This is a genomic window from Caulobacter sp. D5, assembly GCF_003185805.1.
Lineage (GTDB): Bacteria > Pseudomonadota > Alphaproteobacteria > Caulobacterales > Caulobacteraceae > Caulobacter.
On the sequence record NZ_QHJY01000042.1, the window covers coordinates 1 to 12,442 of the forward strand.

Here is a 12,442-nt window from a genome sequence, read left to right on the forward strand (position 1 = left end):
GGATCTGCGTCCAGCCAGGCGCGCAGCCGGGCCGAGCGCTCCGGCGGGAACGGCTCGCCCAGCACCGCCAGGACCCAGGCCCGGGCCTCCCGCCCGATCGGCGAGTCAGGATCGACGGCTGCGTTCACGGGACAGGCCCCTAAAGTCGGTTGTGTAGTCGATGACGCCGCGCGCCAGGGCGCGCTGGCAGACGGCGGCGGCTTCGTCGATGGTCTTACGGATCAGGGCCTCGGAGACCCCCTCGCGGCGGGCGATCTCGGCGAAGCTCAGTCCCTCGATGCGGTTGGCGGCCAGATAGCGGCGATGGCGCTCGGGCAGGCCGGCCACCACCTTTTCCAGCAGTTTCAGGTCGTCGCGGGCGATCAGGGTCCGTTCGACGTCCGGCGGTTCGTCCGGCTCCAGGGCCGGGGCCGAGACGTCCAGCAGGCGGGCCGTCCGCTGGCGGCTGCGCCGGCCGTCCAGCGCCAGGTTGATGGCGACGCGGAACACGAAGGCGCGGGGGCTTTCCAGCGCCCGGTCAGACGGCCGCTCGCCCAGCTTCAGGAAGGCCTGCTGGGCCACGTCCTCGGGATCGGGCGGGCCGCCGCCGAAGCGCGCGCGCAGGAAGGCGCAGAGGTCGCTCCAGTCCTGGGCGTAGGCGTGGCGATAGGCCGACCGGTCTTTCCACAGCTCGGCGCCCCACAGCTCGGTTTTGTCGCGAGCCTCTGGCCGCTCCGCCCTCGACACGGGGCCTCCCCATTTCTCCGGTTCAGGCCGGTGGGCGGACGATGCTGGCGAATGTCCGCAGGATCAATGCGCTGCAAAAAATATGCACTCGCCGGGATTTTCTTGTGCGGATCGGAAAGGCGGAAACGTCGTTCGTGGTCAGGTGAAAACTTGCTGAAATTTCCTGCAATTATTTAAGTTACCGGTACCTTTTTCGCTTTTCGTCGTGATTACGACATGCTTATTTCAATCATGACACCGGTGGCTATCCGGGCGAGACGGCCGACAAAGGCTGCGATTGGGAAGGGGAGGCGGCGCCATGAACAGCTCTGCACGCGACTCGCAAGCGTCGCCGGACGGCCGCGTCGAGGCTGAAGCCCGGCCCGCCGAAGAGCCCGTCTTCGACCTCGGCCAAGCCTTCCAGGTGGATGTCGGCGACATGCTGACCCGCTCGCTGTGCCGCCAGATCCGCCAGGCCCTGCTCGAGGGCAAGGCCGTCGAACTGCCGGGCCTTGGCCGCTTCGAAATCCGCGACAAGCGCCGCTACGGCCTGGTCAATCCTTCCAGCGGCGCCCGCGCCGACCTGGGCGGCGAGCGCGCCGTCGTCTGGCGTCCCGACCGCAAGCTGCTGCGCGACCTGAATTCCTCCCGAGGCGATGTTTGATGCGTGTTTCCGTTCCTGGCCGTCGCTTCGGCCTCGTCTCCATGCTCGCCCTGGCGCTGGCCACGGCGCCCGCCGCCGCGTTCGCCGCCGACGCCTTCCATGACGTGTCGCTGTCGCCCGAAGCCCGCGCCGCCGATCTCGTCTCGCGCATGACCCTGGAGGAGAAGGCCGGCCAGCTGAAGCACGCCGCCCCGGCCATCCCGCGCCTGGGCGTTCCGGCCTACAACTGGTGGAGCGAAGGCCTGCACGGCGTCGCCAGGGCCGGCGAGGCGACGGTCTTCCCGCAGGCCATCGGCATGGCCGCCACCTGGGACGTCCCCCTGATCCACGACGTGGCCGACACCATCGCCACCGAGTTCCGCGCCAAGCACCTCGACAAGCGCGGCCCCGACGGCGCGGTCGCCCAGTATCGCGGCCTGACCGTCTGGTCGCCCAACATCAACATCTTCCGCGACCCGCGCTGGGGCCGGGGCCAGGAGACCTGGGGCGAGGACCCGCACCTGACCGCCGCCTTCGGCGTGGCCTTCGTCGAGGGGCTGCAAGGCCCCGACCCTGCGCACTACAAGACCGCCGCCACCGCCAAGCACTTCGCCGTGCACAGCGGTCCCGAGGCCGACCGCCACCACGACGACATCCACCCGAGCAAGCACGACCTGGCCGACACCTACCTGCCGGCCTTCGAGGCCCTGGTGACGCGCGGCAAGGTCGAGGCCGTCATGTGCGCTTACAACGCCGTCGACGGCGTGCCGGCCTGCGCCAGCGATTTCCTGTTGAAGGACACCCTGCGCGGCAAGTGGGGCTTCAAGGGCCACGTCGTCTCCGACTGCGCCGCCATCGCCGATGTCTTCCTGCCGACCTCGCATGCCTACGTGAAGACGCCGGCCCAGGCCGTGGCCGTCAGCGTCAAGGCCGGGACCGACCTGATCTGCGCCGAGTTCGGGGCCGACAAGAGCGCCGAGATCGGTCCGATCGTCGAAGCGGTGAAGACCGGGCTGATGAGCCAGGCCGATCTCGACCAGGCCGTCCGCCGGCTGTTCGTGGCCCGCATCAAGCTGGGCCTTTTCGATCCGCCGGCGACGGGGCCGTACGCCAGGATCACCCCGGCCGACAACGACACGCCGGCCAACCGCGCCCTGTCGCTGAAGACGGCCCAGGCCTCGATGGTGCTGCTGAAGAACGACGGCCTGTTGCCGCTGAAGGCCGCGCCCAGGCGCATCGCCGTCATCGGCCCCAACGCCGACAGCCTCGACGCCCTGGTCGGCAACTACAACGGCACGCCCTCCAAGCCCGTCACCGTGCTGGCCGGCGTCCGCGCCCGCTATCCGAACGCCCAGGTCACCTATGTCGAGGGGGCGGGCTTGGTCGGCGCGCCGATGGCGACCCTGCCCAATGACGTCCTCTGCGCCGACGCCGCCTGCACGGCCAAGGGAGTCAAGGTTGAGACCTTCCAGGGCCTGGATCTGGCCGGCGAGGCCAAGGCCGAGACCGCCGCCAGCGTCCAGGTCGGCTGGGGCCGTCCGCAGCGGGAAAAGCGCCAGACGTCAACGCGTTGGACGGGCTACCTCAAGCCGACCGAGACCGGCGTCCACCGCTTCACCCTGCGCGGCGAGGGCGGCTATCGGGTGATCGTCGACGGCAAGGTGGTGGTCGACGCCTGGAAGCGTCCGGCCGACGCCACGCCGGAGGGCGCCGTCGCCCTGACCGCCGGCCAGGCCCACGCCATCGTCGTCGAGGCCTGGCAGGACGGTGACCGCGGCGACCAGCGCCTCACCTGGAGCCGACCCAGCCAGGGCGCCGAAGCGGCGATCGCCGCCGCCAAGGACGCCGACCTCGTGCTGTTCGTCGGCGGCCTGACCGCCAAGCTGGAGGGCGAGGAGATGTCGGTCCGGGCTCCGGGCTTCGCCGGCGGCGACCGCACCCGCATCGACCTGCCCGCGCCACAGGAGGCGCTGCTGGAAGGCCTGCAGGCCACCGGCAAGCCGGTCGTTTTGGTGCTGATGAACGGCTCGGCCATGGCCGTGAACTGGGCCGACCAGAAGCTGCCGGCCATCGTCGAGGCCTGGTATCCGGGCGGCGAGGGCGGCCATGCGGTGGCCGGCCTGATCGCTGGCGACTTCAACCCGTCCGGCCGCCTGCCGCTGACCTTCTACCGCTCGGCCGACCAACTCCCGCCGTTCAAGGACTACGGCATGGCCGGCCGCACCTACCGCTACTTCGGCGGCGAGGCGCTCTATCCGTTCGGCCATGGCCTGAGCTTCACGACCTTCAAGTACGGCCAGCCGAAACTGGCCAGGACCGTCAAGGCCGGCGAGGGTTTGAAGGTCTCGGTGGACGTCACCAACGCCGGCCAGCGCGATGGCGACGAGGTGGCCCAGCTCTACGTCTCGCGCGGCGCGGCCGGCGCGCCGGTCCGGTCGCTGAAGGGCTTCCAGCGCGTGGCCCTAAAGGCCGGCGAGACGAAGACCCTGACCTTCGATCTCGACCCTGCCGCGCTCAGCGTCGTCGATGCGGCCGGCGTGCGTTCGGTCGAGGCCGGCACCGTCGACCTCTGGATCGGCGGCGGCCAGCCCGTCTCGCGTCCGGGCCTGGCCAAGCCCGCCGGTGTCGCCGCCCGCCTCGACGTCGCCGGCCGCAAGGTGCTGCCGTGAAGCTCGATCGCCGTTCCTTCCTGGCCGTCGGCGGCGCGGGTCTCGCCGCGACGGGGATGGCCTCGCCCGCCTCGGCCGCCGACCTCCTGGCCGTGCCCGACGAGGGCTGGAGCCTGTGGATCGACCAGGCCGCGCCGTGGAAGGACGACACGCTGCACCTGCCCAGCGCCGTCGATCTCGCCACCCTGCCGGTCACCCCGCCGACCGGCGGCTGGACCGCGCTGAAGGCGCCCGACGCCATCACCGTCAGCCTGCCGACCACGGTCGAGGAGCACTTCTGGGGCCGGTTCGCCTCGCGCCCCTACGGCGCCGACGAGTACCGCTACGCCGAGGACGACGACGTGCCCCGCTACGGCGCCTACAAGGGCGTGTCCTGGTGGTCGCGCACGATCGACATTCCCGCCTCCGCCAAGGGCAAGCGGGTGCTGCTGAACCTGCGCGGCGCGCGACTGCGGGCCGAGGTGTTCCTGAATGAGCGACTGGTCGGCTATTCGATCATGTCGGAGCTGCCGTTCGCCTGCGACCTGACGGCGGCGATGCTGCCGGGGCAGGCCAACCGCCTTTCCATCCGCATCACCAATCCCGGCGGCCGCTTCGACTGGCGGGACAGCACCACCATGACCTGGGGCAAGGTCAGGCTGTTCGCCTCGCACGGCTTCGGCGGCCTCGATCGCGGCCTGACGCTGAGCGTCCACCCGCTGGCCGCCCGCATCGAGGACGCCTGGGTGCTGAACACGCCGGAGCCTCGCACCGTCACGGCCTTCATGGACGTGCTGCTGGAAAGGCCGTTCGCTGATCCGCAAAAGCTGCGCGCCAAGGCCTCGGCGACGCTCGTCGACGACAACGGCGCGCCGGTCGCCGCAGACATCAAGCTGGAGAGCCTCGAAGCCTTCGAAGGCGGCCGCCGCCTGCGTGTCCGCTTCACGGTGACCGCGCCAAAGGCCGATCTCTGGGATCTCGATACGCCGCGTCTGCATCGCCTGCGGCTCTCGTGGGCCGAGACCAGGCGCGAGATCGACACCCGCGAGGTCCGCTTCGGCTTCCGCTGGTTCGGCGTCGAGGGCGTGGGGACCAACGCCCTGCCACGCCTGAACGGCCGCCGCATCCGGCTCTATTCGGCGATCTCCTGGGGCTACTGGGGCTTCAACGGCCTGTGGCCGACCAAGGACCTCGCCCGTCGCGAGGTGACCTCGGCCCGGACCCTGGGCCTCAACGCGCTGCATTTCCACCGCAACGTCGGCAAGCCCGAGGTCTTCCAGGCCATGGACGAGATGGGCCTCTTGCGGGTGATGGAGCCCGGCGGCGGCCGTCACGCCATCGGCCGCGACCTGAAGCCCGGCGAGGCTCTGCCCCCCGCCGACGCCTTCAGCCGCCAGTTCATGGTCGAGAAGTGCCAGGCCATGGTGCGGGCCTTCCGCTCGCATCCGTCCCTGGCCCACTACACCCTGCAGAACGAGATCGGCGCGAACCTCGCCAATCCCGACGTGCAGTTCGTGCTGAAAGCCATGCACGACCTCGATCCCAGTCGGGCGGTGATCCTCAACGACGGCTTCGTCAAGCGCGGCGCGGCTCAGGCCATGTACCTGCCGTACGACGATCACTACTACCGCTCGGACGTCGAGGAATGGGGCGGCTGGTGGGTCGAGCACCAGGGCGCCGGCGACCAGTGGTACGACCGCTTCTACGCGGGCAAGGACGACTACATCCACCGCCAGACCGGCAAGCCGTTCATCGTCGAGTTCGGCGAGATGCAGGGCTGCGCCGTCGCCGACAACCACGTGGCCATGGTCGCCGAGATCCTGGCCAAGGGCGGCAAGAGCTATGACCTTGAAGACCACAAGGCGATCGTCGGGGCGACCAGCGCCTTCCTCGACCGCTGGGGCTTCCGCAAGGCCTTCCCCACGACCGAGGCCCTGTTCCTGTCGGTCGGCGCCAAGGCCTACGAGGCCTGGCGCAACTACCTGGAGAACATCCGCCTGGGCGAGAGCGTGGACGTCGCGGCCATCTCCGGCTGGGAAAGCACGGCGATCGAGAACCACTCGGGCATCGTCGATGTGCTGCGCGGCTTCAAGGCCGATCCGGCCCTGATGAGCCAGAGCCTGCGGCCGGCCCTGGCTGTCGCCAAGCCCCGCAGGCTGGCCTATGCGCCCGGCGAGGCGGCGCAGCTGGACCTCTGGCTGTTCAACGATACGGGCAAGCCGGTGACCGGCGACCTCGTGCTCAGCATCATCGGGCCCGACGGCGCGGCGCGCGAGGCGGGGCGCTGGCCGGTTCCCGCCCACGAGCCCGACCGCCTGTCGTGGCTGGTCGCCGAAAGCGTCCGCACGCCGGCTTTCGAGCGGGAAGGGCGGCACGTGATCCGTCTGGTGCTGGCCGGCTCGGGCGAGGTGGTCTCCGACCGCGAGGTCTGGGTCGCGGCCCCGCACGGCGCGCCGCGCCGCAAGCTGAAGCTGGCCGTCTCCGGCGTCGCCAGAAGCCTGCGCACCCAACTGGAAAGCCAGCCGGGCGTCGCGGTCGAGGCGTTCAAGCCCGGCGTCCGCTACGACGGGATCGTCGCCCAGGGCCTGAAGGCCGACGAGATCGTCCGCCGCCAGGTCGGTGAGCAGACCGGCCTCGAGGCCCAGCCCAAGAAGGGCGAAAAGGTCGAGCTGGTGCTCGGTGAGCTGCCCGCCGAGGTGCTGGCCGCCGTCGCCGCCGGAACCCCGCTGCTGGCCATGGTGCAGGAAGACGGCCTCGCCGAAGGCGTCGCCCGGCAGCTCGCGGACCTCGGCCTCTTCACCTACGCCGGCCAGGTCGGGGGCTTGCGCGCGCCTTGGATGGGCAACTGGAACTACGTCCGCGCCCACCCGACCTTCGCCGGCATTCCGTCCGACCGCGCCATGAGCGTGCTGCATCAGGTCGAGGGCCAGCCTTCGAACGGCCTGATCGTGGACGGGGAGGGCGTCGAGGTCGTCGCCGCCTACAGCCGCGACCACGACCGCCACAACGGCGCGGCCAGCCTGATCGCCCGCAAGGGAGCGATGCGCGCGCTGGTCCACCGGCTTCCCGACATGGCCCCGCCGCTCCAGGCCCGCTGGCTCAGCAACGCCCTGGACTGGCTGGCCGCCGATCCGATCACGAGCCCAGGAGGGTGAGCGACGATGTCTAGCGCGTAGAGCCTGACGAGGCGGCCGGTCCGCCAGCCGTCCGAGACCACACCAAGAGATCAGCAACGGCCTTCCCGCCGCCGCGCCCCTGGCGCGGCGCACGGGAGCGCTCGCGCCAAATCCGACGCGTCCGAGGGCGCGATCCATAATGGGAGGGAAAAGGGAAATGACTATTCGGAACAAGGTCCAGAACGGGGCCATGCCGCGCGCGCGGCTGTTGGCCGGCGCTTCGCTGGCGGTGCTGCTTTCGCCCGCGTTCGCCATGGCCCAGGCGGCCGCGCCGCCGGCCGGCGATCAGCCGATCACCGACAACGCCGTCAGCGAGGTCGTGGTCACCGGCTACCGCGCCGCCCTGCGCAGCGCCATCGACACCAAGAAGAACTCCGACGTCATGCTCGACGCCATCAACGCTGAGGACATCGCCGACTTCCCCGACTCCAACCTCGCCGAGTCCCTCCAGCGCCTGCCGGGCATCTCGATCGACCGCGACAACGGCGAGGGCCGCACGATCAGCGTGCGCGGCCTGTCGGGCGACTTCAGCCGTGTACGGATCAACAACATGGAGGCCTTGTCGACCGGGGCGGCCAACGACTCCGGCGCCAGCCCCAACCGCTCGCGCGCCTTCGACTTCAACGCCTTCGCCTCGGAGCTGTTCAGCTCGGTGCGGGTGCGCAAGTCCTCGTCCGCCGAGGCCGACGAAGGCTCGCTGGGCGCCACGGTCGACCTGATCACCGGCCGGCCCTTCGACTACAAGAAGAGCGCCTTCGCCCTGTCGGCTGAGGACAGCTATTACGAGAACGGCAAGAAGCACAGCCCGCGCATCACGGGCCTGGTGTCCAACCGTTGGCTCGACGGCCGGGTGGGCCTGCTGCTGTCGGCCGCCTACGCCAAGCGCACCTCGGAGGACGACACCTACGCCCGGGGCGGCGGTTCGGCCGACTACACCTATCGCGGCTCGACCTGGACCGGCGACGAGCTGCCCGGCCGCGCCGGCTTCGCCGCCCCGACCGGCACGGTGTTCACCGCCCTGATCCCGACCACCCTGACCGGGGCCGCGCTCGACGCCTACAAGGCCAATCCGGCCAACTACTACAATCCGATCGCCAATCCGGCCGCCTATGCGGAACTGACCGGCTCGGACCCTGCCGCCTACGCCAAGCTCTATCCCAACTGCGCCGCCGCGGCGGCCCAGTCGGTGGCGACCCTGACCCCGGTCTCGCCGGGCTGCAACGACAGCCTGATCCGCTTTCCCGCCTTGCCTTCGATCGCCCAGCGCGACGTCGAGACCGAGCGCCTGGGCCTGACCGGTTCGTTCCAGTTCGAGATCGGCCCGCGCACCAAGCTGTCGGTCGACGGCCTCTATTCGCGGTTCGAGAGCGTCAGCACCAACTACCAGCTCTCGCCGGTCGGGCTGAACCGCAACAACACCAACGCCAGCTACCAGTACGGGGCCAACACCCCCACCGCCACGGCCCGCGCCGGCAGCGCCATGACCGACGCCCAGCGCCGCGCCCTCTATCCCGGCGGCTGCACCTTCACGGCCGAGACGGACCTCAACCCCGGCCAGGACTGCGGCCAGCAGCTCTACGGCTCCACGCCGGTCAGCGGCTACGCCTACAGCTACAATCCGTACAACCTGGATCCCTACGAGTACTACACCAACCCGTCCTCGCCCGGTTACGCCGGCTCGGCCGCGTCCCTGCCGTTCCGGGGCGACCTGATCGGCCGCCCGTCGGTCAAGCTGCTCGACGCCGAGGTGGTCGGCCAGAACGCCGAATATCTGAAGCTGGGCAATGTCGACTGGCGCTCGGGCGCCGACCGCGGCGCCTACACCACCGACTTCCGCCAGGTCTCGGCCGAGCTGACCCACGAGTTCAGCGACAAGCTGAAGGCCGTGGTCGCCTACGGCGCCTCGCGCTCGGAGAACAAGAACCAGGGCACCCTGGTCGAGTTCAACTACATGGACGCTCAGGAGGCCTTCATCTTCGACGAGCGGGGCGCCAAGGGCATGCCGCGCTTCGACGTCGGCTTCGACGCCGCCGACCCCACCAAGTGGGGCATCGTCAAGGGCTTCTCAGGGATGCGCAACTACACGCGCAACACCCTGAACACCTATAATGGCGTCAAGGGCGACGTGACCTACGAGGTCGACGAGCACTGGACCCTGAAGTTCGGCGTCACCGGCCGCAAGTACGAGTTCTCGACCGACCAGTACGAGCGCAATAACGACCTCCTGAACCCCACCGAAAAGGAGGCCGGCGTCAGCGTCGCCTCGCTGGGCCAGGTCATCGAGTTCGGCCAGGGCCTCGACGTGCCGGCCGGCTCGACGACCCGCTTCTTCGCCCCCAGCCTGGAAGCCTTCGACAAGGTCTTCGGCTTCACCTGCAACTGCATCAACAAGTACGGCGACTTCCGCATTACCCGGAAGCGCAACCGCTCGGCCTCGTTCGAGGTGGCCGAGAAGAACCTCGCCTACTACGCCCAGTTCGGCTTCAACTACGAGGTCTGGGGCGGCCGTCGCCTGTTCGGCAACATCGGCGTGCGCCAGGCCGAGACCGAGGTCGAGTCCGTCGGCGAGACTACGGCCGGCCGCCGCATCACCGGCGAGAACAAGTACAGCGACACCCTGCCGTCCGGGAACCTGACCTGGGAGGCCTGGGACAACCTCTATATCCGCTTCGCCGCCGCCAAGGTCATGGCTCGTCCGCTGCTGGGCAACCTGTCGCCGGCCATCACCGGGGTCAGCATCCCGGGCGACGGCTCGGTCACCGGCGGCACGCTCACCGTCGGCAACCCGAAGCTCTCGCCCTTCCGCGGCAAGGCCTTCGACGTGGCCGCCGAGTGGTACTTCGCCAAGGGCGGCCTGATCAGCCTGGGCTACTTCCGCAAGGACATCGACTCCTACCCCCAGACGGTGTTCTACGAGGCCCCGCTGTCGGCCTTCCTCGACGCCGACGCCATCGCCCAGCTGCGGGCCCAGTTCCCCGGCGAGACCGGCGGCGACGTCTTCCGCCGCGCCTATATCGACGCCGACAACGTCATGCTGGCCCGCCAGGTCCGCGACGCGCCGGGCGGGGTGCTGCAAGGCTTCGAGTTCAGCTACCAGCAGGATTTCACCTTCCTGCCCTGGTACTTCAAGAACCTCGGCGTCCAGTTCAACGTCACCAAGCTCGACACCGAGCTGAAGTACATCCTGGATCCCGGCGCGGTGAACGCCACCACCGGCGCGGTGACCAAGGCCCCGGTCTACGGCACGGGCCCGTGGCTCGGCGCCTCGCCCAAGGGGGTCAACTTCACGGTCTATTACGAGACCAAGAAGTTCAACGCCCGGGTCTCGATGGCCCAGCGCGACGAGTACTACACCAAGTACCCGGTCGGATCGGGCAACTGCGACCCGGGCCTGCAGGCCAACGGCTCGGCCTGCGACGGCCCGCTGATCAACGAGTTCGACGGGGCGAAATCGACGATGAACGTCGACTTCTCGATGCGCTACCAGCCGCTCAAGCAGGTCGCCATCACCTTCGAGGCGCTGAACATCACCGACGAGAAGTCCGAGCGCTTCACCTTCACCGACCCGGTGATCCTCTCCTACGGCGGCAGCGGCCCCAACTACCGGATCGGGGTGCGGTACAAGTACTAGGGACCTCCTTTCCAGATCCCCGCTCTCAAATTTCGTCATCCCGGGCGAAGGCGCGTAGCGCCGCAGACCCGGGACCCAGGGGCCGGCGCACTGCGGTCGCCCCTGGGTCCCGGCTCTCCGCTTCGCTGCGGCCGGGATGACGATGAGGGGAGCGGTTGGGTTGGAGATTTCCCGTCCAAAGACTGGCCCGCCGCGCCCCTCCGCGCGGCGGCCGTCCCCTTCGGCTGTCCCCCCAGGGCTCGAAGGCGGCTTGGGCGGAGGACCCTTGCGGTCCTCCGCCGCTTCTTTTTCAGTGCGAGCCAGAGGGCCACCATGAAACACCTCATGCCGATCGACCGGCGCGCCGTCCTGGCCGGCGTCGGACTGCTGCTGCCCGCCGCCGCCCAAGCCAAAGCTCCCGATCTCGCATCCGCCGGCTGGGCCAGCGCCAAGGGCGGGGAGGGCGGCCGGGTCATCCGCGTCACCACCCTGGCGTCCGACGGCCCCGGCTCGTTCCGCGCCGCCGTCGAGGCGGCCGGTCCGCGCAGGGTGGTGTTCGACGTCGCCGGGGTGATCGACCTTGGCCGCAAGAGCATCCGCATCCGCGAGCCCTTCCTCACCGTCGCCGGCGAGACCGCGCCGTCGCCGGGGGTCACCTTCATCCGTGGCGGGATCCAGGTGGAAAGCCACGACGTCGTCCTGCGCCACCTGCGGGTCCGCGCGGGCCGCGACGGCGCGCCCGACCGCAGCGGCTGGGAGGTCGACGGGATCACCTGCTGGAAGGCCCACGACGTGGTCGTCGACCATTGCTCGATCGCCTGGGCCACCGACGAGAACCTCTCGGCCTCCGGCCCGCGCTTCGACGGCGGCGATACGGTGCAGGCCTGGCGGAACGGAACCTCCCGCCGCATCACCTTCAGCAACAACATCGTCGCCGAGGGCCTGTCCCACGCCAGCCACGTCAAGGGCGAGCACTCCAAGGGCACGCTGATCCACGACAACGCGACCGAGGTTCTGATCGTCGGCAACCTCTACGCCCACAATCTGGAGCGCAACCAGCTGTTCAAGGGCGCGGTTCACGCCGTCTCGGCCAACAACCTGGTCTACGATCCGGGGACGCGGGCCATGCACTACGCCCTCAACGCGCCGGAGTGGGAGGGCCGCGCCTGGCAGGTGGGCCAGCTGGCCCTGGTCGGCAATATCGTCAAAGGCGGCGCCTCGACCCGGCCCGACCTGCCGTTCCTGATCGTCGAAGGCCAGGGCGACCTCGACCTCTACGCCCACGACAACCGCGCCGCCTACGCCGACAGCCGCCCCATGCCGGACCTGCGCGTATTGCCCACCACGCCCTTGCCGACAGTCCGCCAGCTGGCGCGCGCGCCGCTGTGGCCCAAGGGCTTCAAGCCCCTGCCGGCCGCCAAGGTCGAAGCGACGGTCCTGGCTCAGGCCGGCGCCCGTCCCTGGGACCGCGACGCCGTCGACCTGCGCATCCTCCGCCAGGTGAAGACCGGAACCGGTCGTGTGATCGACGACGAGAAGGAAGTCGGCGGCTACCCCCACTGATCCCTCTCCCCTTGCGGGAGAGGGTGGCCTGCGAAGCAGGTCGGGTGAGCAACCATGTTGATCAGGCTTGGCGCACCCAGGGCTGCTGTCGTGCGAG

At 69.8% G+C, this 12,442-nt stretch carries 6 protein-coding genes and 1 pseudogene; 5 read left to right on the forward strand and 2 right to left on the reverse strand.

What is annotated here, in order from left to right:
- Positions 1 to 105 precede the first annotated feature (105 nt).
- Positions 106 to 726 (reverse strand): RNA polymerase sigma factor, encoded by a 621-nt coding sequence (locus tag DMC18_RS03365; protein WP_110119773.1) that lies wholly within the window; start codon positions 724 to 726, stop codon positions 106 to 108.
- Between the two features lie 298 nt (positions 727 to 1,024).
- Here DMC18_RS03365 and DMC18_RS03370 point away from each other — a divergent pair, with 298 nt between their 5' ends.
- From DMC18_RS03370 to DMC18_RS03385, 4 genes are all read left to right on the forward strand, one after another.
- A complete protein-coding gene (locus DMC18_RS03370; protein ID WP_110119774.1) occupies positions 1,025 to 1,369 on the forward strand; it encodes an HU family DNA-binding protein in 345 nt (114 codons plus the stop codon).
- Positions 1,369 to 4,017: a glycoside hydrolase family 3 C-terminal domain-containing protein gene (locus DMC18_RS03375; protein ID WP_110132691.1), complete on the forward strand. Its 2,649-nt coding sequence runs from the start codon at positions 1,369 to 1,371 to the stop codon at positions 4,015 to 4,017. Before DMC18_RS03370 ends, DMC18_RS03375 begins: the two co-directional genes overlap by 1 nt.
- On the forward strand, positions 4,014 to 7,151 hold the full coding sequence (locus DMC18_RS03380; protein WP_110119776.1) for a sugar-binding domain-containing protein: 3,138 nt from the start codon (positions 4,014 to 4,016) through the stop codon (positions 7,149 to 7,151). Before DMC18_RS03375 ends, DMC18_RS03380 begins: the two co-directional genes overlap by 4 nt.
- Before the next feature lie 178 nt (positions 7,152 to 7,329).
- The gene (locus DMC18_RS03385) at positions 7,330 to 10,803 is read left to right on the forward strand and encodes a TonB-dependent receptor domain-containing protein (RefSeq protein WP_233245239.1); all 3,474 of its coding nucleotides are present in this window, start codon (positions 7,330 to 7,332) and stop codon (positions 10,801 to 10,803) included.
- 25 nt (positions 10,804 to 10,828) lie between these two features.
- On the opposite strand, the pseudogene DMC18_RS03390 reads toward DMC18_RS03385, so the two are convergent.
- Positions 10,829 to 10,942 (reverse strand): annotated as a pseudogene (locus DMC18_RS03390) (hypothetical protein); the annotation flags it as partial.
- A 173-nt stretch (positions 10,943 to 11,115) separates the two neighbouring features.
- Here DMC18_RS03390 and DMC18_RS03395 point away from each other — a divergent pair.
- Complete coding sequence (locus DMC18_RS03395; protein WP_233245240.1) at positions 11,116 to 12,345, forward strand: polysaccharide lyase family 1 protein; 1,230 nt, start codon at positions 11,116 to 11,118, stop codon at positions 12,343 to 12,345.
- The last annotated feature ends 97 nt before the right edge of the window (positions 12,346 to 12,442 follow it).